The organism is Streptomyces sparsogenes subsp. cuspidosporus (genome assembly GCF_039532705.1).
Lineage (GTDB): Bacteria > Actinomycetota > Actinomycetes > Streptomycetales > Streptomycetaceae > Streptomyces > Streptomyces sparsogenes.
Genome location: NZ_BAAASD010000030.1, coordinates 39,262 through 61,785, shown reverse-complemented (window position 1 = coordinate 61,785; position 22,524 = coordinate 39,262). Strand labels below are relative to the sequence as shown.

Annotated in this window: 20 protein-coding genes and 1 pseudogene; 8 read left to right on the top strand and 13 right to left on the bottom strand. The window is 72.3% G+C overall.

The window, feature by feature from the left end; translation table 11 throughout:
* Positions 1–270: 270 nt before the first annotated feature.
* Both ABFY07_RS28850 and ABFY07_RS28845 read right to left on the bottom strand, forming a co-directional pair.
* Positions 271–468 carry a hypothetical protein gene (locus ABFY07_RS28850; protein WP_346177306.1) on the bottom strand — a complete coding sequence of 66 codons (198 nt, stop codon included), beginning with the start codon at positions 466–468 and terminating at the stop codon, positions 271–273.
* Positions 465–890, bottom strand: a complete 426-nt coding sequence (locus ABFY07_RS28845) for a hypothetical protein (RefSeq protein WP_346177305.1) — start codon at positions 888–890, stop codon at positions 465–467. Before ABFY07_RS28845 ends, ABFY07_RS28850 begins: the two co-directional genes overlap by 4 nt.
* 177 nt (positions 891–1,067) lie before the next feature.
* Between ABFY07_RS28845 and ABFY07_RS28840 the strand changes: the two genes are divergently transcribed.
* Both ABFY07_RS28840 and ribD read left to right on the top strand, forming a co-directional pair.
* Positions 1,068–2,264: a helix-turn-helix domain-containing protein gene (locus ABFY07_RS28840; RefSeq protein WP_346177304.1), complete on the top strand. Its 1,197-nt coding sequence runs from the start codon at positions 1,068–1,070 to the stop codon at positions 2,262–2,264.
* Positions 2,265–2,297: 33 nt separating this feature from the next.
* Positions 2,298–3,047: a bifunctional diaminohydroxyphosphoribosylaminopyrimidine deaminase/5-amino-6-(5-phosphoribosylamino)uracil reductase RibD gene (gene ribD, locus ABFY07_RS28835; protein ID WP_346177303.1), complete on the top strand. Its 750-nt coding sequence runs from the start codon at positions 2,298–2,300 to the stop codon at positions 3,045–3,047.
* 280 nt (positions 3,048–3,327) lie between these two features.
* Here the strand turns inward: ribD and ABFY07_RS28830 are convergent.
* Positions 3,328–3,679: pseudogene (locus ABFY07_RS28830) on the bottom strand (MBL fold metallo-hydrolase); the annotation flags it as partial.
* Positions 3,680–3,710: 31 nt separating this feature from the next.
* Here ABFY07_RS28830 and ABFY07_RS28825 point away from each other — a divergent pair.
* Positions 3,711–4,166: a GNAT family N-acetyltransferase gene (locus ABFY07_RS28825; protein ID WP_346177302.1), complete on the top strand. Its 456-nt coding sequence runs from the start codon at positions 3,711–3,713 to the stop codon at positions 4,164–4,166.
* Here the strand turns inward: ABFY07_RS28825 and ABFY07_RS28820 are convergent.
* A complete protein-coding gene (locus tag ABFY07_RS28820; RefSeq protein WP_346177301.1) occupies positions 4,147–5,385 on the bottom strand; it encodes an NAD(P)/FAD-dependent oxidoreductase in 1,239 nt (412 codons plus the stop codon). The genes ABFY07_RS28825 and ABFY07_RS28820 overlap by 20 nt on opposite strands.
* A 75-nt stretch (positions 5,386–5,460) precedes the next feature.
* Positions 5,461–6,405 (bottom strand): RNA polymerase sigma-70 factor, encoded by a 945-nt coding sequence (locus ABFY07_RS28815; protein ID WP_346177300.1) that lies wholly within the window; start codon positions 6,403–6,405, stop codon positions 5,461–5,463.
* Between the two features lie 219 nt (positions 6,406–6,624).
* Here ABFY07_RS28815 and ABFY07_RS28810 point away from each other — a divergent pair, with 219 nt between their 5' ends.
* Entirely contained in the window at positions 6,625–6,846 is a 222-nt protein-coding gene (locus ABFY07_RS28810) for a DUF6458 family protein (RefSeq protein WP_065962161.1), read from the top strand.
* A 39-nt stretch (positions 6,847–6,885) separates the two neighbouring features.
* Here the strand turns inward: ABFY07_RS28810 and ABFY07_RS28805 are convergent, their stop codons facing one another.
* A complete protein-coding gene (locus ABFY07_RS28805) occupies positions 6,886–8,799 on the bottom strand; it encodes an NHL domain-containing thioredoxin family protein (RefSeq protein ID WP_346177299.1) in 1,914 nt (637 codons plus the stop codon).
* A gap of 113 nt (positions 8,800–8,912) precedes the next feature.
* A complete protein-coding gene (locus ABFY07_RS28800) occupies positions 8,913–10,106 on the bottom strand; it encodes a hypothetical protein (RefSeq protein ID WP_346177298.1) in 1,194 nt (397 codons plus the stop codon).
* Positions 10,107–10,596: 490 nt separating this feature from the next.
* Here ABFY07_RS28800 and ABFY07_RS28795 point away from each other — a divergent pair, with 490 nt between their 5' ends.
* Positions 10,597–11,610 carry a C40 family peptidase gene (locus ABFY07_RS28795; protein ID WP_346177297.1) on the top strand — a complete coding sequence of 338 codons (1,014 nt, stop codon included), beginning with the start codon at positions 10,597–10,599 and terminating at the stop codon, positions 11,608–11,610.
* Positions 11,611–11,827: 217 nt separating this feature from the next.
* Positions 11,828–12,652, top strand: a complete 825-nt coding sequence (locus ABFY07_RS28790) for a maleylpyruvate isomerase family mycothiol-dependent enzyme (RefSeq protein ID WP_346177296.1) — start codon at positions 11,828–11,830, stop codon at positions 12,650–12,652.
* Positions 12,653–12,794: 142 nt separating this feature from the next.
* Here the strand turns inward: ABFY07_RS28790 and ABFY07_RS28785 are convergent, their stop codons facing one another.
* From ABFY07_RS28785 to pdhA, 5 genes are all read right to left on the bottom strand, one after another.
* The gene (locus ABFY07_RS28785) at positions 12,795–14,090 is read right to left on the bottom strand and encodes an MFS transporter (protein WP_346177295.1); all 1,296 of its coding nucleotides are present in this window, start codon (positions 14,088–14,090) and stop codon (positions 12,795–12,797) included.
* Positions 14,087–14,758 carry a GntR family transcriptional regulator gene (locus ABFY07_RS28780; protein ID WP_346177294.1) on the bottom strand — a complete coding sequence of 224 codons (672 nt, stop codon included), beginning with the start codon at positions 14,756–14,758 and terminating at the stop codon, positions 14,087–14,089. Before ABFY07_RS28780 ends, ABFY07_RS28785 begins: the two co-directional genes overlap by 4 nt.
* A 161-nt stretch (positions 14,759–14,919) precedes the next feature.
* The gene (locus ABFY07_RS28775) at positions 14,920–16,383 is read right to left on the bottom strand and encodes a dihydrolipoamide acetyltransferase family protein (RefSeq protein ID WP_346177293.1); all 1,464 of its coding nucleotides are present in this window, start codon (positions 16,381–16,383) and stop codon (positions 14,920–14,922) included.
* Between the two features lie 23 nt (positions 16,384–16,406).
* On the bottom strand, positions 16,407–17,387 hold the full coding sequence (locus tag ABFY07_RS28770; protein WP_346177292.1) for an alpha-ketoacid dehydrogenase subunit beta: 981 nt from the start codon (positions 17,385–17,387) through the stop codon (positions 16,407–16,409).
* Between the two features lies 1 nt (position 17,388).
* On the bottom strand, positions 17,389–18,543 hold the full coding sequence (gene pdhA / locus ABFY07_RS28765; protein WP_346177291.1) for a pyruvate dehydrogenase (acetyl-transferring) E1 component subunit alpha: 1,155 nt from the start codon (positions 18,541–18,543) through the stop codon (positions 17,389–17,391).
* A 343-nt stretch (positions 18,544–18,886) separates the two neighbouring features.
* On the opposite strand from pdhA, the gene ABFY07_RS28760 reads away from it, so the two are divergent.
* Together ABFY07_RS28760 and ABFY07_RS28755 are read left to right on the top strand one after the other, a co-directional pair.
* The gene (locus tag ABFY07_RS28760; protein WP_346177290.1) at positions 18,887–19,630 is read left to right on the top strand and encodes a response regulator transcription factor; all 744 of its coding nucleotides are present in this window, start codon (positions 18,887–18,889) and stop codon (positions 19,628–19,630) included.
* Positions 19,631–19,720: 90 nt separating this feature from the next.
* Positions 19,721–20,758 (top strand): phosphotransferase, encoded by a 1,038-nt coding sequence (locus ABFY07_RS28755; RefSeq protein WP_065962141.1) that lies wholly within the window; start codon positions 19,721–19,723, stop codon positions 20,756–20,758.
* Positions 20,759–20,863: 105 nt separating this feature from the next.
* Here the strand turns inward: ABFY07_RS28755 and ABFY07_RS28750 are convergent, their stop codons facing one another.
* Positions 20,864–22,444: a protein kinase domain-containing protein gene (locus ABFY07_RS28750; protein WP_346177289.1), complete on the bottom strand. Its 1,581-nt coding sequence runs from the start codon at positions 22,442–22,444 to the stop codon at positions 20,864–20,866.
* Positions 22,445–22,524: the final 80 nt, after the last annotated feature.

Here is a 22,524-nt window from a genome sequence, read left to right as displayed (position 1 = left end):
GGTTTGCGGTGAGTTTGGGACAGCGACACGCCGTGGCGTCGGCGTGTCGCTGTCCGATACTCACCGCAACGTCACGGCCTCGGGCGCGGTGACAGGCGCAGTCGCAGCGGACGGTGAAGAGAAGCGCGCCACGGGTCGCGGGCGGTACGGGCTTGGCCCGGACCTCACCCGGGCCCTTGCAGTACGCGTGGATCTCGTCGGGTGTGGTGTCGGGCTCGGCGGTGTACAGCGCGCAGTACGGGGACAGCCGCCGCGCGTTGGCCGAGGTGGTCACGATGCTGTTTCCTCCTTCCGGGCGCGGCGCAGGGCATCGATCTGGGCGACCGGATCGATGGGCCGGGGGAAGGTCAGGGCATGCTCGGGACAGGAGTAGAGGGTGCGCCCACCGGCGCTGGCGGAGTGCACGTGTCCGACGAGGACCGGCTTGCCGGTCCTCGCGTCGCAGCGCGCGCAGACCTGGGACGTCACTGGTCGGCTTCCTGGTCAGGGCCGCACTCGACAACGGCCGCAAGGAGGAGAGCCTGGCGCAACTGCTCGGCGTCGGTTAGGTACCGGTTGGGGCCCACCGGGACGCGCCAGTGCAGGCCGGGCCCCTTCCTGCAGTGCCCGGGTGGCACCCCCATGTAGGTGAGTTCGGCAGTGGTCGTCGTCAGGACCTGCACTTGGCGAATGACCTGCCAGTAGTGGGCGCTGCCCGACGAGACGAGCCAGTACATGGTGCTGTAGTCGGCGATGACGGCGCCGCTCTGCTTACCGAGGAGATCGAGAGCGCGCTCGCCGATGACTTGGGGGGCGCGCACAGCGTCCCAGTGGTGGCCGACCTCGACCATCTCCACGTCGTTGCCGCGCGGTGGTGTCCATGGGGTGGGGGCGTGCTGAGTGAACGTCATGAGGGTGCCTCCGGCGGAGCGTCTCTCCCAGTGCAGCCAGAAAACAGTCGCGCCCTTGCGGCCGTCCCGGGCGCATGCGTCTGACGCTGTGCTATGCGGAACATGCATACGCGTGCGACGGGGCGGCTACTGTGGGTATTCCTTGTCCAGGCACGCCATCGCAGACCAGGACCGGATATGGCGCAGTCAGCACACCACCCGGGTGAGGCCATCGCGGCCGCCCGCCGCAGACGTGGGTGGACCCAGCAGCAACTGGCCGACCTGTGCGGATACAGCCAGAGCACCATCAGCAGGTTGGAGCGTGGTCGGCAGTCCGCCCGGGACATCGATGTGCTGACGCTCGTCGCTGATCGGCTTGGAATGTCCCCTGCCGATGTCGGACTGGCCGACGGTCCGGCCCAGAAGTCTGACGTGAACCGTCGCAACTTCCTGGGCACGGCGGTTGGCCTCGGCATACTCCCCGCCCCGGTCGGCTCCACGACTCGCCGCCCGATCAATCCAGCCGTCGTCGACCACCTCCGCCACCTCCTCGTCACCCTGGTCCAGTCAGACGGGCTTTACGGACCGCACTCGGCCATCAGCGCTGTCCACGACCACCTCACCGTCATCGAGCAGCAACTCCTCCCCGCAGCCACCGGCGCCCTCCGCCGTCGCATCCTCGAAACCGCCTCCGAATGGGCAGAGTTCGCTGGCCGGCTATACGAGGATCTCGGCCACCCTGGCAAAGGCCTTTGGTGGTCCGACCGCGCGATGGAGTGGGCGCAGGAAGCCGACGAGCCCGTGCGCCAAGCGTTCATCCTGATGCGCAAATCCCAGCTGTCCGCCGGCCTGAGGCAGCAGCAGCGGGTAGTTGGTCTGGCAGCGGCCGCGTTACGCGTTCGCGGCGACGTGCCCGCGCGTATCCGGGCCTCCGCTCGTCTCCAGGAGGCCCACGGCCACGCGATCGTCGGCGAAGAGAGCGATGCCCTGCGCGCGCTCGACTCCGCCGAGGCACTCGTCGGCGGAGACGGTGCGGTGACCGATCAGCTCGGGGGCTACTGCAACTCTTCCTACGTCGAGGCCCAACGGGCCACTTGCTACCTCCGCCTGGGCAAGCCGGCCGAGGCCCTAGCCGCCTTCCAGCGGGCTCTCAACAGCTGGCCCGACACCTACCAACGCGAGCGCGGGCTTCACTTGGCACGCCTCGCCGGCGCTCATGCCGCCAACCGTTCTCCCGACGCGGCTTGCGCCACCGCGATGGAAGCCGTGGAGATCACCCGGGAGACGGAGTCACGCCGCACTACCGCAGAGCTGCGTCGGGTCGTCACCAGCCTTGCACCCTGGAGGCGCACCGAGATGGTTCAGCGCCTGACCGAAGCAATCACCACTGCCTAGGCTCACCGACACCAACCATCGGGGAAGGGACCCATGAACATCAGCGAGCTGGTCGGCGCCGACGAATGGACCACCGTCGAGGGGCGCCCCTACGTTGTCTACAAATACGCGGCCACCCTGGACGGGCGGATCGCCGCGGCGGACTCCACCAGCCAGTGGATCACCAGCGCGGAGTCCCGTGCCGAAGTCCATTCCCTGCGCGCGGCCTGTCAGGCCACGGTGGTGGGGTCCGGCACACAGCAGGCCGACAATCCGCACCTTGCCGTGCGCTCGCTGGTGGACGACCCCAAGCTGAGGGTGGCCGTACCCGTCGACGAGCAGCCGTGGCGGGTCATCGTCGACAGCAACGCGCGCACGCCCGCAGGCGCCCGCGTGCTCGACGACGCCGCGCCCACGATCATCGCCGTGGCGGAGGACGCGGACGCCACGCACCTCGACGGCGTCGCGACCGTCGTCCAGCTCCCGCGCGCGAAGGAGGGCCTGGACCTCGACGCGCTGCTAAGGGAGTTGTCCTCCCGGGGGGTGCGCGGGATGTTCCTCGAAGGCGGTCCCACTCTCGCCGCCTCATTCGTGTCGGCCGGGTTGGTCGACCGCATCATCGCCTACATCGCGCCCGCGCTCCTCGGCCGTGGTAAGAGCGCGCTCCAGGGCGGCACCATCGAGACCATGGACGACATCTTGCGGTGCGAACTGCTGGACGTCGCGAGATCAGGCCCTGACATCCGGCTGATCGCCCGCCCGCGGCGGTCGGCCGATCGCGGGGCCCTGTCGGGGTCGCCGTAGGCGAGTGTCCGAACAGCCGCCGGAAACTGAATTCATATCCATCATGACAGCTCAGCGGCCTTTTTCGTAGGACCGATCGCACAGCTCAGCGGCCTTGTCCGGCCTCTTCTCCGGCTCTCAGAATCATCGTCATGAATCCCGCCGAAAGGGTTGACCAGGACGATGTCCTCAGGGCCCGCTCAATCCTGCTCGGATCCGGCTACCTGAGCGTCGACCGGCAGGTCGAGGCCTATCGGGTGCTCGCGGAGGTGAGCCCGATGGCCTACCTGCCGAAACTGGCCGAGGCACTGGTCGGGCTGCGGCGCGGGCCGTTGGTCAGGTAGTGGGCCAGCCGCTCGGCGATGCCCGGCGGCCCGTAGAGGGGGATGGGGGCGGCGAGCCGGAGGTCCGCGTAGAGCGCCGCGTAGTAGGCGGTCAGCAGGTCCGCGCTATGGTCGGCGTGCAGGTGGGAGATCCAGATCGCGTCCACCTCGTCGAGCCGGGCGTACCGCTGCAGTTGCGCCGGCGTGCCGCTGCCCGCGTCCGCCCAGAGGCGGGTGTGGCCGCTGGAGATCAGATAGCCGGAGCAGGGGTTGTCCACGCTCGCGTAGGGGCGTCGCGGATCCCAGGACGGTGAGACGGAGACCGGTCATCCGGGGAGTCCAGAGAGTAGGGCGAGTGAGCATGAAGATCGAGACAGACGACCTCTCCGGACCCGAGACAGCCGAGTTCCTCGACGAGCACGTCCGGCAGATGCGGTCCCTCTCGCCTCCGGAGAGCAAGCACGCGCTCGACCTCGACGCCCTCCGCGAGCCCGACATCACGTTCTGGGTGGTGCGGGACGGTGACGTCCTGGTGGGCTGCGGTGCGCTCAAGAAGCTGGACGCGGGCCACGCCGAACTGAAGTCGATGCGCACCAAGGCGGCGCGCACGCGGAGCGGGGTCGCGTCCCTGCTGCTGGAGCACATCATCACCGAGGCCGAGCGCATGGGTTTCACGAGGCTGAGTCTGGAGACCGGGTCGGCCGAGTTCTTCCTGCCGGCCAGGAAGCTGTACGAGAAGTTCGGGTTCGTCCCCTGCGAGCCGTTCGCGGACTACCGGCCCGACCCGAACAGTACGTTCATGACGCGGAAGCTGTGACCGCTTCCGATCCGCGGCCGCTCGCGAGGTGCCGGCGGCGGCTCGGCACCAACATGGTCGGGTGGTGAAGTCCCCAGGCCGTGGACGCGCAGATGAACTCCTTGACGCGGGCGGCGGTCCGGCCCGTGAGGACGGTGGAGGTGGGTCGGTCGTCGGAGGTCACGCGCTGGACGATGGCGTCGCGGCGGCCGAGGCTGACGCACTGGGCGGCGTAGCCGATCGTGGTCCGGGGTACCTTGCGGCCGGTCAGGCGCGCGGCGAGGGCGTCGGCGGCCAGCCACGCCATCGGGTTGGCCGTGGCGCAGCCCATCCGCAGGGGCTTGTCGCCCGCCCCTTGGGCGAACGCGGCGTCGCCGACGGCGTACACATCGGGGTGGGAGACCGAGCGCATGGTGTCGTCGACGACGATCCGCCCGGTGTCGGACACCTCCAGCGTGGTGGCGGCCGCGAGCGGGTGGGCGGTGAAGCCCGCGGTCCACACGGTCACCTGGGCCGGGATCTCCCCGGCCGCGCCGACGACCACGCCGTGCGCTCCGACGCGCGTGATGTCGGCCCGCTCGTGGACCGTGATGCCGAGCCGGTCGAAGGCGCCGCGCAGGTGACGCCGGGCCTTGTCGCTGAGCCAGTCGCCGACACCGCCGCGCGCGGCGATGGCGACCCGCAGCTCCGGGTGGGCCTCGGCGATCTCGGCGGCCGCCTCGATGGCGGTCAGGCCGCCGCCGACGACCAGCACGGTCCCGCCCGGCGCCACCTCGGCCAGGCGCGCCCGCAGCCGCAGCGCGGACTGCTTCCCGGCGACGTCGTAGGCGTGCTCGGCGACACCGGGGACGCCGTTGTCGGCGACGGTGCTTCCGAGGGCGTACACCAGCGTGTCGTAGGCGAGGCTGTCGTGGGCGAGCGGGCCGTGGGCGAGCGGGCCGTGGGCGAGGGTGCCCGCGCCCTGCTCATCGACGAGTTCGACGGTCTTGCGGTCCACGTCCACCGCCGTGACCCGCGCCGCCCTGACCCGCACGCCGGTGCCCGCGAAGACCTCGCGCAGCGGGCGGCGCGGCAGGTCCTGCCCGCTCGCGAGCTGGTGCAGGCGCACGCGTTCGACGAAGTCGGGGTCCGCGTTGACGAGGGTGATCTCGACGTCGTCGCGGTGCAGCCGCTTGGCGAGGCGACCGGCGGTGACGGCTCCGGCGTACCCGGCTCCGAGGACGACAATGCGGTGCTTCATGTTTCGCTCCTCTCCGATTCACCTCCTGAACCGGACAGCCGCGCGAACCCTGACAGGCGAGGACCGTGATGTGGGTCACCATGTGACCGGGAGCGGGGGGTGGGGGCCGGAGGCCACCCACTGACGCGTGATGCGCTCCAGTTTGTCGGGATTGACCTGGATGTGGATCGCCGCGACGCCGTCGGGGGTCGCCTCGATGCCGAGGACGCCGTAGACCCGCCCCTCGACCTCCACCAGCACGGCGGGACCGCCGTTGACGACGGCGGCGTGGAAGGCGAGGCTGCCGCCCACGAGTGTTCGCTTGGACTCGGTCGGCCGGAGCACCCCGGACAGGTATCGCGCGAGGTCGAGCGCGCCGACGACCAGGCTCCTGCGGGCCCGGACCCGGCCACCACCGTCGGCGATGCCGACCGCGTCGTCCGTGAGCAGCCGGATCAGGGGCTCGGTGTCGCCGCTGAGGGCCGCGGTGAGGAACTCCTCGACGATCTTCCGCGCGGCGGCCGCGTCCACCTCCGTACGGGGCCGGTCGATGGTGAGGTGCTGCTTGGCACGCCGGTAGATCTGCTGGCAGTTGGACTCGGTGAGGTCGAGGATCTCCGCGATCTCGCGGTGCGGGTACCCGAACGCCTCGCGCAGCACGTACACCACGCGCTCATTGGGCGACAGCCGCTCCATGAGGGTGAGCATCGCGAGGGAGACCGACTCGCGCTGCTCGACGGTGTCGGCCGGGCCGAGCATCCGGTCCCCGGCCAGGACCGGCTCCGGGAGCCACTGCCCCACGTAGGTTTCACGCCTGGCGCGCGCAGAGGTGAGCTGATTGAGGCAGAGATTGGTGAGCACCTTCGTCAGCCATGCCTCGGGCGTCTCGATCCGCTCCCGGTCCGCCGCATGCCACCGCAGATACGCGTCCTGCACCGCGTCCTCGGCGTCGCCGGCCGAGCCCAGCAGCCGGTAGGCGATCGCCTCCAGGCGGCCCCGGGCAGCCTCGAACAGGTCGGCGTCATGCGTACTGAGCGACATCGCCCCATGGTCCGCCATGGGCCCTGGCCGCGTCCATCCACTCCTGATCCTGAGCCGCCCCTGACCTGGCCTGCCCCGCCTCTGCCCCGGCCCGCGCCGGCCCGGCGGAGGTCGGCCCGACAGGCCCGGGGCCCGCGAGGCGGATTGGCCCTCGCCGACCCGGGTACCCGATCAAAACCAGCCCGGATAGACAGTCAATCCAGTTCGGAGGCACCACTCATGGGCCTGGGCGGTTGCATAGGAATGATCGCGGTGGGGGCCATCCTCACCTTCGCTGTGGACGTGAAGACCGACGGCCTCCACCTCCACCTCATCGGACTGATCCTGATGGCCGTCGGTTTCATCGGCATGGCGGCCTACGTCAGCGTCCTCAAGCGCCGGCGCACCCGGGCCCCGGCCCCGGCCGCGCCGGTCGTGGAGGAGCAGCGGTACTACGACTAGGCGGCCCAGGGCACCTGGGCCGCCTAGTCACCAGGGCTCCTAGGACGTCTGGGGCGCCTCGTCCGCGTCCATCCCCGCGAGCACCAACGGCAGCCTGGTCGCGCCGCCCTCGACGACCCGCACCGGAACACCCCAGTCCTGCTGGTGCACATGGCAGGCCGGGTATTCGTTGGCACCCGCGGCGGAGTCGCTGTTGGACTCTGTGTCGTCGCAGGAGGCGGCCATCGCCGAGACGTGCAGCACACCTTCGGTCACCCCCTCCGCCAGCACCAGCTCGCGGGCCAGGTCGGTGCCGGCCCCCTCGCCCTCGGCCAGCAGGCCGGGCGGGGTGGAGCTGACCAGCAGGCGGGTGGAGGGGCCGTAGCGGGTGTCGAGCTTCTGGCCGGCGGGCGCGTGGAAGACGACGTCGAGCCGGAGCGTGCCCGGGGCGATGTCGGTGGCGGCCCGCTGCGTGCGGTGCGCCACCGCCTCCACCCGTACCGCCTCCTCGGGCAGCCGCAGCCGGGTCAGCCGGTGCCGCGCGGACTCGACGACGAGGATGTCGCCGTCGACCAGCACCGCGTCGGAGGGCTCCCGCAGGTCGGTCGCGAGGGTGCTGACCTCGCCTGAGGCCGGGTCGAAGCGGCGCAGCGCGTGGTTGTAGGTGTCACAGACCGCGACCGAGCCGTCGGGCAGCGCGGTCACGCCGAGCGGGTGCTGGAGGAGCGCCTGGTCGGCCGGGCCGTCGCGGTGGCCGAAGTCGAACAGCCCGGTGCCCACGGCCGTACGGACCACGAAGCCGCCCGCGCCATCCTCCCCCGTGCCCTCGTCGTCCCGCTCCACGTAGCGCACCGCCGAGGTCTCGGAGTCCGCGACCCACAGGCGGTCCCCGGCCGCGGCGAGCCCGGACGGTTGGGCGAACCAGGCCTGTTCGGCCGGTCCGTCGACCAGGCCCTCGTTGGTCGTGCCGGCGGCGGCGCGTACGGTGCCGTCCGCCGGGTCGTAGGTCCACAGCTGGTGGACGCCCGCCATGGCGATCCACAGCCGGTCGGCGAACCACGCCACGTCCCACGGCGAGGACAGATCGACCTCGCGGGCGGGCCCGGCGGCCGGGGACCCCTGCCACCACTGGCGCCCGGTGCCGGCGACGGTCCGCACCTCGCCGGTGGCCGGGTCCAGGGCGCGCAGCGCGTGGTTGACCGTGTCGGCGACGATCACCGTGCCGTCCGGCAGCAGCGCGAGCCCCTGCGGCTCGCTGAACCGTGCCCGGTCGGCGGGCCCGTCGACCAGCCCCCGCTCGCCCGCCCCGATCCGCCGCAGCACGCTCTCGCCGTCCGCCGCGAGTTCCACGAGCTGGTGGCGGGTGGTGTCCGAGACCAGGAAGGTGCCGCCGGGCAGCGGCAGCGCCTTGCCCGGGAAGCGCAGCTCGGTGGCGACCGGCTCCGGCGGCACGTACGGCCCGTCGCCGCGCCGCAGCGTGCCCTTCGCGCCGTGCTCGGCCTCCAGCTCGGCGACCAGCGTCTCCAGCGCGTGGGCGTGCCCCTCGCCCGCGTGCTGGGCGACCACGTACCCCTCGGGGTCGATGACCACCAGCGTCGGCCAGGCCCGTACCGCGTACTGCTTCCAGGTGGCCAGCTCGGGGTCGTCGAGCACGGGGTGGTGCACCTCATAGCGCTCGACGGCGTCGACGACCGCCTGGTGCTCGGCCTCGTGGACGAACTTCGGCGAGTGCACCCCGACGATCACCACGGTGTCGCGGTGCTTCTCCTCCAGCTCGCGCAGCTCGTCCAGGACGTGAAGGCAGTTCACGCAACAGAACGTCCAGAAGTCCAGGATCACGATGTGGCCCCGGAAGTCCGCGAGGGACAGTTCCTTGCCGCCGGTGTTGAGCCAGCCCCCCTTCCCGACCAGCTCAGGAGCGCGGACACGGGCACGTCGGGGCGCTGGGGTGGGCGCCGGGGCGGCATCGTTCATGCTTCAAGCTTGCCATCTCCTCACGGAACAGCGTCGGGGGAGCCGGCCGGGTTGCCCGGTCGGCTCCCCCGACGGGTTGCCTGACGCCTGGTGCCGGGTGTGTCCCGTGCCGCTCAGCAGGACATGGGGTTCTGGGCGTGCAGGGTCTCGGCCGCCGGGCTGACGCAGGTCGACTGGTGCCCGCTGGTGAGGGCGGAGATGCTGGTCTGATCGCGGGTGGCGATCACCCTGGATTCCCCGACCGGTGCGCCCTGGACGAAGTGGGGGTAGCGGATGAACTCCCACGACGGGAATTCGTCGGCCGTGAGGGTGACCCGGAAGGTGTCCTGGTACGGGGTCAGGGTCACTTGTCCGTTGATCCGGCCGAGGGTGCTCGCGATGGAGTTGACCGCGGACACACCGACGGACAGGCCACCCGAGCCGGTGCGCGAAACGCTGATCAGGTTGCGCCGGTCCGAGGAGGAGTCACCCACGGAGGCCGCGTTGGGGACGAACGCGGCGGGCAGCGCGTCCTTGCACCCCGCCTGCACCGATTCGCCGTTGGGCAGTGAGGTGCCGGCGGCACAGGACTTGTGGACGTAAACGGCGATCTCCCCGGTGCCGGTGTTCCAGGCGACCGTGACCTTGGAGGACGCCCTGGGGTCGGCGGTCCAGCCACGGTGGTCGCCGATGGCCTCGGTGAAGGTGTCCTTGTTCCGGATGTAGGCGCGGGCGAGCACGATCCCGCGGTCCTGGCCGGGGGCGACCCGGGTCCGGGCGATGACGTCGCCGGCGTCGGGGGCGGCGGCGAAGTAGCGCTGGGCGGCCGTGGTGTGGTCGCGGTTGGTCATCGAGACCACCACCCGCTTGCCGATCGGGGGCAGCGCGCCCTGCTTGCCGTCGCGTACCGCGGCCACCGCGTAGTTGACGCAGTTGGCCGTGATGTTCTGGTGGGTCCACTCGGTCTGCTTGCCCAGCCGGTCCTTGACGAGCTGGTAGGTGCTGGCGCTGCGGGGCATGTTGTCGCAGGAGTAGTCGGCGTAGACGCGATAGTCGTCCGCGCCGGTCACCTTCTTCCAGGACAGCTTCACCGACCGGTCGCCCAGGCTGAACTTCAGCCCTCGCACGGCGGGCAGGCCCCCGCTCACGGACGCCGCCGCGTTGGCGATGGTGTCGGCGGGCTCGGCGGAGGCGTCGGCGGGCTTCGCGGAGGTGTCGGTGGTGAAGAGGTCGTCGCCGGCGACGACCGCCGCGCTGCCGGCGAGCAGGCTGCCGGCGAGGGCCGCGACCACCAGGTTGCGGGTCCGCCGGGTTCGTGTGATGCGCATGCTGATGCTCCTGGGTGGAAGGAGTGGGTGGGTTCCGGGGAACCGGGGGCCTTCTCGCGAGCGATCCCGGCTCCTGTCGCGCCTGCCTGCGGCCGTCGACACCGGTGAGCGGCAGGGCGGCCCCGGCAGCACGCGGAGCGGCGCCTTCGACGGGGGCGCCGCCCGGCGGGTGCGGGGCGGTGGGCAGAAGCCTCGGGGTGTCCGGCGGGCTCGGCAACGGGTCTGGGCGTCCGGGCCCGTCCGGGATCGTCTACGCAGGTCAGCGCGGGTGTCCGGACGTGCGCCGTCGAGGCGTGACAGACCCCGGAGCAGGTGTGGCCGTTCCGCCCGCCCGTGCCGGGCCGGCGGGGCCATGCCGACCCGGCGGGGCCCTGACCTGCACAGACAGGGCCGGACTGTCCCGGACGGCCCAGGCGTTGCCGGACACCCTCGCGCCCCAGCAGCCTCCCTCTCACGCCCCGTCCCAGGGGCGACCGCGAAGGAGGTTGTGATGGGAGAGCACATACGGGCCGCCCGGCGCCGCACCCAGACGTCGTCGGCGTCCCACGCCAAGCCGGCCGCCGGATGGCGGAAGCTGGTGGCCACCGTGGGCCGGACTGCGGTGCGTACGGGCGCCGTGGCGGTGCTGGCCGTCCTCGCGGTCCTGGCGGGTGCGCTGCTGGCCGTCCACGGCCCGGCGGGCGACCGCGCCTCCGCCCAGTCACCCGCTCCCTCGCGGAAGGTCAACCTGGCCCCGCCGGCCGACGCGAGGACCCCGGCCGCCCAGCCGAAGCAGAAGGACGACGGCGGCGACGCCGACACCCGGCCCGGCGCCGTCCCGCCCGCGCGGACGACGACGGTGGTGCTGGTCCACGGCGACACGCTGTACGGCCTGGCCCAGGAGCACCACACCACCGTCAAGGCGCTGCAGGAGCTGAACGAGTTGGGCGGCTCGACCCTCATCTACGCCGGGGACACCCTGAAGCTGCCCGGCACGGTGGCCGCGGACGACGTCGAGGAACGGGAGCCGGCGGGCGGCGAGACCGGCCCGTCCGCCCCCGAGCGCACCACCGACGACAGCGCCGGCGCCGACGACGACACCGGCAAGAAGGGCACCGAGAAGCACTCCAAGAAGCCCGCCAAGAAGCACCCCAGGAAGCACCCCGGGCCCAACGGCCGGGCCGCGCGGGCCATCGCCTTCGCCCGCGGCCAGCTCGGCAAGCCCTACATCTGGGGCGGCACCGGCCCCCGCGGCTTCGACTGCTCGGGCCTGACGATGCGGGCCTGGCAGGCCGCCGGGGTCAGGCTCCCCCGCACCACCTGGTCCCAGCGGTACGCCGGGAAGGCCACCACCCGCGCCGGACTCCGCCCCGGCGATCTGGTCCTGGCCTACGGGGACGGCCACGTCGCCCTCTACATCGGAGGCGGCAAGGTGATCCACGCCCCCGGCCGCGGCCGCACCGTCACCGTCGCGCCGCTACCGCCGCCCTCGCGGACCACCGGGTATCGCCACATCGCCGACTGAGGAACCGTCCGACGGGATTCGACCGGTCCGTCCGATCCATCCGGGTTCGCCCCGGTCTCCGGCGGGAAGGCGCGCACCTTACCACCGCTCTCAGCGGTCGAGCCGCCGATCCGGGCCTACGATCAGACCCGAAAGCACTCCCGGGGTGCTCGTGCGCAGCGTAACTTAAACGCACACACAAGCACCCAGCCCGCGTACCAACCGCCCGAGGGGTCCCGTGACCGTCCATCCCAGCCTTCAGACCTCCATCGACGCCTGGACCCATTCCGTCGAAGCGATATCCGAGTTGGTGAATCCGCTCGTCGAAGGGGAGTGGAACCGGGCCACCGAGTGCCCGGGGTGGTCGGTGCGCGATGTGGTCTCGCATGTCATCGGCCTCGAGTGCGAGATGCTCGGCGACCCGCGCCCGATCCACTCGCTGCCGCGCGACCTGTTCCACGTCACCAGCGAGCACGCCCGCTACATGGAGGTCCAGGTCGATGTGCGGCGGTGCCACACCGCGCCCGAGATGACCTCCGAGCTGGAGTACACGATCATCCGCCGCTCCCGCCAGCTGCGGAACGAGAAGCGCCAGCCGGACGCCATGGTGCGCTGGCCCGGCGGCGGCGAGGTGAGCTTGGAGGAGGCCCTTCAGAGGCGGGCGTTCGACGTGTGGGTGCACGAGCAGGACCTGCGGCGGGCGCTCGGCCAGCCGGGCAATCTCGACTCCGCCGGTGCGTCCATCGCCCGGGACCGGCTGCTGGCCGCGCTCCCGAAGGTGGTCGTCGACGACGCGGGCGCGGCGCCCGGCTCGGCGGTGGTCTTCGATGTGAACGGCCCGCTGGAGTTCATGCGGACGGTACGGGTCGACGCCGAGGGCCGGGGCACCATCGACGGCAGCGTCTCGCTCGGGCCGACGGTCACGCTGACCACGGACTGGGAGACGTATCTGCGCCTGGCGTGCGGACGGGTGCGGGCGGAGGCGGTCGCCGACAAGCTGAAGATCGAGGGCGACCAGCAGCTGGCCGAGGCGATCCTGGCCCACTTCGCGGTCACGGCCTGACGCGCGCCCACGGTCCTGAAGCGCCCGGGAGCGGCCCCCGAGCGCCCGCCCCGGGGCCCCTGACCCGACACCCACCGGGAAGGGCAACGGGCGAGGGGCGGGCAGGGGGCGGGCAAAGGACGCGCCCAGGGACGCGCCCGCGTCACGCCGGTACGTGCACCGCCTCGACGCGGCTCGCGACGACGCGCTCGCGCTCCCGGCGGTGCGCCCGGCCGCGCAGCCGCAGTACCTGCGTCACGCCGAGAGCCTGGAGGACGAACACCGAGGAGAAGGCGATCCGGTAGTTGCCCCCGGTCGCGTCGAGCAGCACGCCGATGGCCAGCAGGGTGGTCATCGAGGCGGTGAAGCCGCCCATGTTGACGATCCCGGAGGCGGTGCCGAGCCGCTCGGGCGGGTTCGCGGGCCGGGCGAAGTCGAAGCCGATCATCGAGGCGGGGCCGCAGGCGCCGAGCACGGCGCACAGCGCGATCAGCAGCCACAGGGGCGCGTGGTCGCCGGGCCAGGCCAGCACGGCGCCCCACAGCAGCGCCGTGGCCGCGACCGTGCCGAGGGCCAGCGGCGCGCGGGCCGCGTGGTGCCGGGCGATGACCTGCCCGTAGACCAGGCCGACCGCCATGTTGGAGAGCACGACCAGGGTCAGCAGCTCACCGGCGGACGCGCGGGAGAGCCCCTCCGCCTCCACCAGGAACGGCAGCCCCCACAGCAGCAGGAAGACCATCGCGGGGAACTGCGTGGTGAAGTGCACCCACATGCCCAGGCGGGTGCCGGGCTCGCGCCAGGCCGCCGCGATCTGCCGGCGGACGAAGCCGGCGCCGGAGTGGGTGGCCGGGACGGGCTCGTACCCCTCCGGGTGGTCCTTCAGGAACGCCAGCGTCAGGACCAGGACGACCGCCCCGCCGATCGCGCTGCCCGCGAAGGTCGGGGTCCAGCCGAAGCTGTGCAAGGCCTGCGCGATCACCAGCGTCGAGACCAGGTTGCCCGCCATCCCGAACAGCGCGGCGACCTGGGCGATCAGCGGCCCCCGGCGGGCCGGGAACCAGCGCGAGCCCAGCCGCAGCACGCTGATGAAGGTCATGGCGTCGCCGCAGCCGAGCAGCGCGCGGGAGGCCAGCGCGAGGCCGTACGAGTGGGAGAGCGCGAACCCGAACTGGCCGCCGGTGAACAGCACCACGCCGAGCGAGAGCACCTTCTTGGTGCCCAGCCGGTCGACCATCAGACCCACGGGTATCTGCATGCCCGCGTAGACGAGCACTTGCAGGATGGAGAACGTCGACAGCGCCGAGGCGTTGATGTGGAACCGCTCGGCGGCGTCCAGGCCGGCCACGCCCAGGCTGGTGCGGTAGGTGATGGCCATGAAGTAGACGGCGACCCCGAGGCCCCAGACGGCGACGGCACGCCGTCCGCCGGGCGGATCGCCGGGCAGTCGGTGTGGGCTCACCGCTCCTCACCCCGCGCCAGGATGTTGACCCAGCTGATGTGGCGCTCGACGAAGCCGTCCGCGGCCGCGGCGTCGCCGGAGCGCAGGGCGGTCAGGATCTCCGTGTGCTCGGCGATGTTCTTGGCGATGCGGCCGGGCTCGGCGTGCATGGTGGCCACGCCCATCCGCAGCTGGCGGTCCCTCAGCTGGTCGTACAGCTGCGCCAGGATGCGGTTGCCCGCGGCCCGCACGATCTCGGCGTGGAAGCACCGGTCGGCGACCGCGAAGGCGCCCAGGTCCCCGGCCGCCGCGTGCCCCCTCTGCTCCTCGAGCAGCTCCTCCAGCCGGGCGATGAGCTGCGGCCCGGCCGGGACGACCTTGGCGACGGCGTGCCGCTCGACCAGCAGCCGGGTCTCGACGACGTCCGCGATCTCCTGCGCGGACACGGGCAGCACCAGGGCGCCCTTCTTCGGGTAGAGCTTGAGCAGCCCCTCGACCTCGAGCCGGAGCAGGGCCTCGCGTACGGGGGTGCGCGAGACGCCGACGGCCTCGGCGAGGTCCCCCTCGGTCAGCAGGGTGCCGCCCTCGTAGCGGCGGTCGAGTACGGCTTGCTTGACGTGCGCGTAGACGCGCTCGGCGGCGGGTGGCTGTTTGGCGGTCGGGGCGGTGGGGACGGGACCGGGAGACATGCGCACATCATAGATACAACAGGTATGCGTGACGCGGCACGGTCCGGGATATGGGATGTCGCGGGGTGTCGTGGGATGCGCCCGATGGGCGGTCCGCCTCCGGGGCGGCCACGGGGGCGCCCCGGAGGCGGACCTGCTCAGGCCCAGGTGCGGACCTGCGCTCAGGCCCAGGTGATCAGCCGCTTGGGCTGCTCCAGGATGGCCGCGATGTCCGCGAGCACCTTGGAGCCCAGCTCCCCGTCGACCAGGCGGTGGTCGAAGGACAGCGCCAGGGTGGTCACCTGGCGCGGCTTGACCTTGCCCTTGTGGACCCACGGCTGGAGCTTGACCGCGCCGAAGGCGAGGATCGCGGACTCGCCGGGGTTCAGGATCGGGGTGCCGGTGTCGACGCCGAAGACCCCGACGTTGGTGATGGTGACCGTGCCGCCGGACATCGCCGCCGGGCTGGTCCTGCCCTCGCGGGCGGTGGAGACAAGCTCACCAAGGGCGGACGCCAGTTCGGGCAGGGTCAGCGAGCCCGCGTCCTTGATGTTGGGGACGATCAGGCCCCGGGGCGTGGCGGCCGCGATGCCCAGGTTGACGTAGTCCTTGTAGACGATCTCCTGCGCGCCCTCGTCCCAGGCCGCGTTGATCTCCGGGTTGCGCCGGATGGCCACCAGGAACGCCTTGGCGACCAGCAGCAGCGGGTTGACCCGCAGCCCGGCCATGTCCGGGTCCTGCTTGAGGTCGGCGACGAGCTTCATGGTGCGCGTGACGTCGACGGTGATGAACTCGGTCACGTGCGGGGCCGTGAAGGCGCTGTTGACCATCGCCTGGGCGGTGGCCTTGCGCACGCCCTTGACCGGCACCCGGCGCTCGCGGCCGACGGCGGGGGCAGGGGCCGCCTCCGCCTCGGCCACTGCCGGCTGCGCGACGGGCTCGGCCACGGCGGCGGGCGCGGGGGCCGCGGCCGCGTGGACGTCCTCGCGGGTGATGGTGCCGTCGGGACCGGTCGGGGTGACGGTCGCGAGGTCGATCCCCAGGTCCTTGGCGAGCTTGCGGACCGGGGGCTTGGCCAGCGGGCGCGCGGCCTTGCCGTGGCCGTTCAGCTCCGGCCGCGGCGGCGCGGGGGCCGGGGCCGGAGCGGCGGCAGCGGGGAGCGGCTGGGCCGGGACGCCCCGGGCAGGCGCGGCCGGGGCGCCGGGGCGCGGCTTGCGCGGGCGGCGCTTGGTGGACGAGGGGGCGACGCCGTAGCCGACCAGGTTGGCCTGGCGGCCCCCGTTCTCGGCGGCCTCGGCGGGCTCCGCGGCCCCCGCGGGCTCGGCCGGGGCGGCGGGCTCCGCCGGCTCGGCAGGGGCGGCGGCGGGCGCGGGCGCGTCCCCCGCGCCCGGCTGGGTGTCCACCGAGATGATCGCGGTGCCCACGTCCACCGTCGTGCCCTCGCCGAAGCGCAGCTCGTGCACCACGCCGTCGAACGGGATGGGCAGCTCGACCGCCGCCTTCGCGGTCTCCACCTCGCACACCACCTGGCCGTCGGCGACCCTGTCACCGGGCGCCACGTACCACTTGAGGATCTCCGCCTCGGTCAGCCCCTCGCCCACGTCGGGCATCTTGAACTCACGGAAGCGCTGATCGGTTGCAGCCATGGTCACGACTCTCCTCAAGCCCTTCAGTACGCCAACGCGCGGTCTACGGCGTCGAGCACCCGGTCGAGGCCCGGGAGGTATTCGTCCTCCAGCCGCGACGGCGGGTACGGGGCGTGGAAACCGCCGACCCGCAGCACCGGGGCCTCAAGGTGATAGAAGCACCTCTCGGTGATCCGTGCGGCGATCTCCGCGCCAGTGCCCAAAAAGACGGGTGCCTCGTGGACGACGACCAGGCGGCCGGTCTTCTCGACGGACCGCTGGAGGGTGTCGAAGTCGATGGGCGACATCGACCGCAGGTCCACGACCTCCAGCGACTTGCCCTCCTCGGCCGCCGCGCCGGCGGCGTCGAGCGCGACCTTGACCATGGGGCCGTACGCCGCGAGCGTCAGGTCCGTGCCGGGCCTGGCGACCCGGGCGGCGTGCAGCGGGTCGGGGATCGCGGCGGTGTCGACCTCGGACTTGTCGTGGTAGCGGCGCTTCGGCTCGAAGTAGATCACCGGGTCGTCGCTGTCGATGGCCTGCTGGAGCATCCAGTAGGCGTCGGAGGCGTTGGAGGGGGAGACCACCTTCAACCCGGCGACGTGCGCGAACAGCGCCTCGGGCGACTCGCTGTGGTGCTCGACCGCGCCGATGCCGCCGCCGTAGGGGATCCGGATGACGACCGGCAGCTTGACCTTGCCCAGCGACCGCGCGTGCATCTTGGCGAGCTGGGTGACGATCTGGTCGTACGCGGGGAAGACGAACCCGTCGAACTGGATCTCCGCCACCGGGCGGTAGCCGCGCAGCGCCAGCCCGATCGCGGTGCCGACGATGCCGGACTCGGCGAGCGGGGTGTCGATGACCCGCTCCTCGCCGAAGTCCTTCTGAAGGCCGTCGGTGATGCGGAAGACCCCGCCGAGCTTGCCGACGTCCTCACCCATGATCAAGACCTTGGGGTCGTTCTCCAGCGCCTTGCGCAGCGAGGCGTTGATCGCCTTGGAGAGCGACATCTTCTGGGCGGCCATGTCAGTTGCCCTCCTCGGCGGAAGCGAACGAAGCCTGGTACTCGGCGAACTGAGCCCGCTCCTCGTCGACGAGCGGGTGCCCGTCGGCGTAGATGTGCTCGAAGAGCGCCATGTCGTCGGGGTCGGGCATGGCCCGTACCGCGTCGCGCACCCGCTTGGCGAGCGCGTCGCTCTCCTCCTCCAGCTCGGCGAAGAAGGCGTCGTCCGCCAGGCCCTGGGCGGTGAGGTGGGTGCGCAGCCGCAGGATCGGGTCCTTGGTCTCCCACAGCTCCCGCTCCTCGGCCCGGCGGTAGCGGGTCGGGTCGTCGGAGGTGGTGTGGGCGCCCATGCGGTAGGTGAACGCCTCGATCAGCATGGGGCCCTGGCCGGTGCGGGCCCGCTCCAGCGCGGCCTTGGTGACCGCGAGGCAGGCCAGCACGTCGTTGCCGTCGACCCGGACGCCGGGGAAGCCGTAGCCCTGGGCGCGCTGGTAGAGCGGGACGCGGGTCTGCCGCTCGGTGGGCTCGGAGATGGCCCACTGGTTGTTCTGGCAGAAGAAGACCACCGGGGCGTTGTAGACCGCGGCGAAGGTGAATGCCTCGGCGACGTCGCCCTGGCTGGAGGCGCCGTCCCCGAAGTAGGCCAGGACCGCGGCGTCCGCGCCGTCCTTGGCCACGCCCATCGCGTAGCCGGTCGCGTGGAGCGCCTGCGAGCCGATGACGATGGTGTAGAGGTGGAAGTTGTTGCTGTTGGGGTCCCAGCCGCCGTGGTTCACCCCGCGGAACATCCCCAGCAGGTTCACCGGGTCCACACCGCGGCACCAGGCGACGCCGTGCTCGCGGTAGGTGGGGAAGACGTAGTCCTCGTCCCGCAGCGCCCGGCCGGAGCCGATCTGCGCGGCCTCCTGGCCCAGCAGCGAGGCCCACAGACCCAGCTCGCCCTGGCGCTGCAGCGTGGTGGCCTCGCCGTCGAAGCGACGGGTCAGCACCATGTCGCGGTACATGGCGCGCAGCTCGTCGGGGGTGGGGTCCAGGGAGTACTCGGGGTGCTCGACCCGCTCGCCCTCGGGGGTCAGCAGCTGGACGAGCTCGGGCTGGTCGGTCGTCCGCCGCTTCCCGCTGGTGCGCTTGGCTCCGCTACGGCGCGGTTTGCGCGCTGCAGTGCTCTCCACGGTCACGTGTGCTCCTCCGTCTGTCCGGCCCCCGGGATCCGCCGGCGGCCAGTTGCGGCTCGCTCGCTCGGCGACAGCGCACGGGGTGGGTGCGCCGAAGACCGACCGGGCGTGACAGGTATCCCGGCGGCTGGCCCTGCAAAGGGCACGTTACCCAGAACGTCGCATCTCTGCGAAACCCCTTCTGACCTGCAATTTTGCTTGGATTTCCAAGTAAATCACGCAGAAGTGGAACAAGCACTGGTCACAGCCCCGCAGCCCGCCGGAACAACGGCACGTTATCCCCCCGGACAATGGCGCGGAAAGACATCGTGAGACGTCTGAAGACTCGGTGTGTGAGACTGGATTCGTGCGCGGAGAGGGAAAAATCCGGATTTTCCTCCTCGACGACCATGAAATCCTACGACGCGGTATCCATGAGCTCCTCTCGGGCGAGCCGGACATGGCGGTGGTCGGCGAGGCGGGCACCGTGGCCGAGGCGCTGGCCCGGCTCCCCGGCGCGCGCCCCGATGTGGCCCTGCTGGACCTGCGGCTGCCGGACGGCAGCGGCGTCGAGGTCTGCCGCGAACTCCATGTCCACCATCCGGACGTCCGCTGCCTGATGCTCACCTCCTTCGCCGGCGACGCGGCCCTCGTCGACGCGATCGCGGCGGGCGCCTCCGGCTATGTCCACAAGGACGTCGGCAGCGGCGAACTGCTCGCGGCGGTACGGGAGGTGGCCGCGGGGGCGGAGGTGGGCGCGGGCGTCGGTGCGGGGGCGGGCGTCGGCACGGAGGTGGGCGCGGGCGTCGGCGCGGGCGGGCTCGGCGACGACCTGAGCGCCGGGCTGACCGAGCAGGAGCGGCGGATCCTCGTGCTGATCGGGGAGGGGCTCACCAATCGCGCGATCGGCCAGCGACTGCACCTCGCCGAGAAGACGATCAAGAACTATGTCTCCGGGCTGCTGGCCAAGCTCGGCATGGAGCGCCGCTCGCAGGCCGCCGCGTACGTGGCCCGGCTCCAGGCCCAGGCCCACTCCCCGGCCCCCTCACCGGCCCGGCCCTCCGCCGACTCCCCGGCCGGGGACCGGAAGACCCAGCCCCAGAACCACTAGGGATCACGAGGGCCCGGGCACAAGCACTGACCGGCCGCCCGCGTCAACTCGCACCGTGCCGCCCGGGCTCGTTGATCTAACATCTGACGAGTGCCGCGCTCACATGTCACCTCCGCCGAGACCGCTCCCGACGGGGAAACCCTGAGCGCGCTGTTGCGCCGCTACGACGGCACCGGCGAGGCGGTCTCCTGCGAGCGCGTCGCGGAGGGCCTGCTCAACCGCGGCTACCGGCTGGCCACCACCCGCGGCCGGTTCTTCCTCAAGCACCACCTGGACGGGGACCGCGCCACCATCGCCCGCCAGCACCGGGTGACCCAGCGGCTGGAGACGCTCGGGGTGCCCGTCGCCCCGCCCGTCCCCGACGCCGACGGGCGCACCGTCGTGGTCATCGGCGGCCGCTGCTACGCCCTCCACCCCTGGGTCGAGGGACGGCACCGCGTCGGCCGGGAGCTGACCGCCGCCCAGTCATGGCGGCTCGGCGGGCTGCTCGGGCGCGTCCACACCTGCCTGGAGCGGGTCGTGGAGGCCCGCGCGGCCGACCGGCAGCCCCCCGAGGCCTCCGCCGACCCCGACTACACCTTCGCGCTCATCGACCGGCTGCTCACCCTCGCCCGCGGCCGCCGCCGTCGCGACACCTTCGACGAACTCGCCGAGCACCGGCTGGTCGAGCGGCGGGCGCTGCTGGAGCGGCACGCCCACCGCCGCCCGGAGGCCGACGCCGTCCCGGCCACCGGCTGGGTCCACGGCGACTTCCACCCGCTGAACCTCCTCTACCGCGACACGGAACCGGCCGCGATCGTCGACTGGGACCGGCTCGGCGTGCAGCCCCGAGCCGAGGAGGCGGTCCGCGCCGCCGCGATTTTCTTCGTACGGCCGGGCGGCCCGCTGGAGCTGGACAAGGTGCGGCCGTACGCGCGGGCCTACCGCTGCGCGACGGGCGCCGGGGCCGCCGAGATGGCGGCGGCCGTGCACCGGGTGTGGTGGGAGCGGCTCAACGACTTCTGGATGCTGCGCTGGCGCTACCAGGACGGCGACCGCCGCGCCGATCCCCTCTTCCCCGCGGCGGCGGCCCTGGCGGTGTGGTGGACGCGGGAGTACGAGGCGGTCCGCGACGCCTTCTGCGGCTGACACGACGGGGCATAACGCGACGGGGCATAACGCGGCGGGGCGCGCCTTCACGCAGGCGCGCCCCGTCGGGAAAAACCCCACTCGGCCGATCAGCCGCTCGGCCGGTCAGCCGCCGTCCAGCCCGCCGGTCGGATCGGTCGGGTCGGTGGTCGGGGGCGTCGTCGGGGGAGTCGTCGGCGGGGTGGTCTCCTCACCACCCGGCGTGGTCTCCTCGTTCGTCGGCTCCCCGGTGGGCGGGTCGGTCTCGGTGTCCGTCGGGGGCGTGGTCGTGGGCTCGCTGTACGAGGGCGACGAGGGCTCGGTCGACCCGGTGTAGTCGCCCGTTCCGCCGGAGGGCTCGCTGGGCGCGGTCGGCTCCGTCTGGTCGTCCGACGGCTTCTCGGTCGGCTTCTTGGTGTGCGGCTGGCTGGTCGACGTCTGGTGCTTGCTCGGCTGCTTCTTGCCGTCGTCGCCGCCGACGTTCAGCGCGAAGGCCACGCCGGCCGCTATGGCGATCACCGCGAGCACGGCGAGCAGCCACACCTTGCCGCGGCCGCCACGGCCGCCGGACCCGTTGTCGTAGCCCCCGTCGTAGCCGCCGTCGTCGTCCCGCCGGCCCTGGAGGATCGGCTGCTGGGTGGTGTCGCCGTGCCCGGGGTGCGGCAGGGCGGCGGTGCCGGCCATGCCCATGGCGCCGGTGGAGGCGCCCAGGTGCTGGGTCACCGGGCCGGTGTTCCAGGTGCCGGTGTGGCCGCCCGCGTCGGTCAGCATCTGCAGGGCGTACTGCACCAGCCCGCGCATCTCCTCGGCGCTCTGGAACCGGTCGTCCGGGTCCTTGGCCAGCGAGCGCATCACGAGCCCGTCGAGCTCGGGCGGCACCGCGCCGTCGGAGACCTCCGACGGCGGCACCGGCATGTCCTGGACGTGCTGGTAGACCACCGACAGCGGGGTCTCGCCGACGAACGGCGGGCGGAGCGCCAGCAGCTCATAGAGGAGACAGCCTGTGGCGTACAGGTCGGAGCGGTGGTCGACGGCCTTGCCGAGGGCCTGCTCGGGCGACAGGTACTGGGGCGTGCCCATGACCATGCCGGTCTGGGTCATGGTGGAGGCGGCCCCGTGCAGGGCGCGGGCGATGCCGAAGTCCATCACCTTGACGGCGCCGCTGTTGGTGATGATCACGTTCGCGGGCTTGATGTCGCGGTGGACGATGCCGTGCTGGTGGCTGTAGGCCAGCGCCTCCAGCACCCCCGAGACGATGATCAGCGCCTGCTCCGGCGGCGGCGCCTCGGCGTTGAGCAGCAGATCGCGGATCGTACGGCCCTCGACCAGCTCCATGACGATGTACGGCACCACGCTCTTGCCGGACCCGCCCTGGCTGACGACGTCCTCGCCGGAGTCGTAGACGGCGACGACGGCGTGGTGGTTGAGCCCGGCGACCGACTGGGCCTCGCGGGTGAAGCGGGCCTTGGAGACCGGGTCCTCCGCCAGGTCGGGGCGGAGCAGCTTCACCGCGACCGTACGGCCGAGCCGGACGTCCTCGGCGGCGAACACCTCGGCCATGCCGCCGCGGCCGAGCCGGCTGGTGAGCCGATAGCGGCCGTCGCCGACCAGGCCGCCGTTGCCCCACGCCTCGGGGGAGTCCGGCATCCCGGCCCCGGTGGCGTCAGGTTCGGAGGGCCCCTGGGCGCCGCTCTGGGTCTGTGCCATCGGTCCTCGCCGTCTGATCTCGGTGGGGGTCTTCGTGATCGCCCCGCTCGCGGGCGGTACGGTTTGCTGGTAGAGCACGC

Coding starts and splice junctions, on each gene's coding strand:
- ABFY07_RS28795 (WP_346177297.1), top strand. CDS start 10,597: ATGGGAGAGCACATACGGGCCGCCCGGCGCCGCACCCAGACGTCGTCG.
- ribD (WP_346177303.1), top strand. CDS start 2,298: ATGAACATCAGCGAGCTGGTCGGCGCCGACGAATGGACCACCGTCGAG.
- ABFY07_RS28770 (WP_346177292.1), bottom strand. CDS start 17,387: ATGGCCGCCCAGAAGATGTCGCTCTCCAAGGCGATCAACGCCTCGCTG.
- ABFY07_RS28825 (WP_346177302.1), top strand. CDS start 3,711: ATGAAGATCGAGACAGACGACCTCTCCGGACCCGAGACAGCCGAGTTC.
- ABFY07_RS28815 (WP_346177300.1), bottom strand. CDS start 6,405: ATGTCGCTCAGTACGCATGACGCCGACCTGTTCGAGGCTGCCCGGGGC.
- ABFY07_RS28780 (WP_346177294.1), bottom strand. CDS start 14,758: ATGTCTCCCGGTCCCGTCCCCACCGCCCCGACCGCCAAACAGCCACCC.
- ABFY07_RS28800 (WP_346177298.1), bottom strand. CDS start 10,106: ATGCGCATCACACGAACCCGGCGGACCCGCAACCTGGTGGTCGCGGCC.
- ABFY07_RS28750 (WP_346177289.1), bottom strand. CDS start 22,444: ATGGCACAGACCCAGAGCGGCGCCCAGGGGCCCTCCGAACCTGACGCC.
- ABFY07_RS28775 (WP_346177293.1), bottom strand. CDS start 16,383: ATGGCTGCAACCGATCAGCGCTTCCGTGAGTTCAAGATGCCCGACGTG.
- ABFY07_RS28845 (WP_346177305.1), bottom strand. CDS start 890: ATGACGTTCACTCAGCACGCCCCCACCCCATGGACACCACCGCGCGGC.
- ABFY07_RS28810 (WP_065962161.1), top strand. CDS start 6,625: ATGGGCCTGGGCGGTTGCATAGGAATGATCGCGGTGGGGGCCATCCTC.
- ABFY07_RS28805 (WP_346177299.1), bottom strand. CDS start 8,799: ATGAACGATGCCGCCCCGGCGCCCACCCCAGCGCCCCGACGTGCCCGT.
- ABFY07_RS28820 (WP_346177301.1), bottom strand. CDS start 5,385: ATGAAGCACCGCATTGTCGTCCTCGGAGCCGGGTACGCCGGAGCCGTC.
- ABFY07_RS28840 (WP_346177304.1), top strand. CDS start 1,068: ATGGCGCAGTCAGCACACCACCCGGGTGAGGCCATCGCGGCCGCCCGC.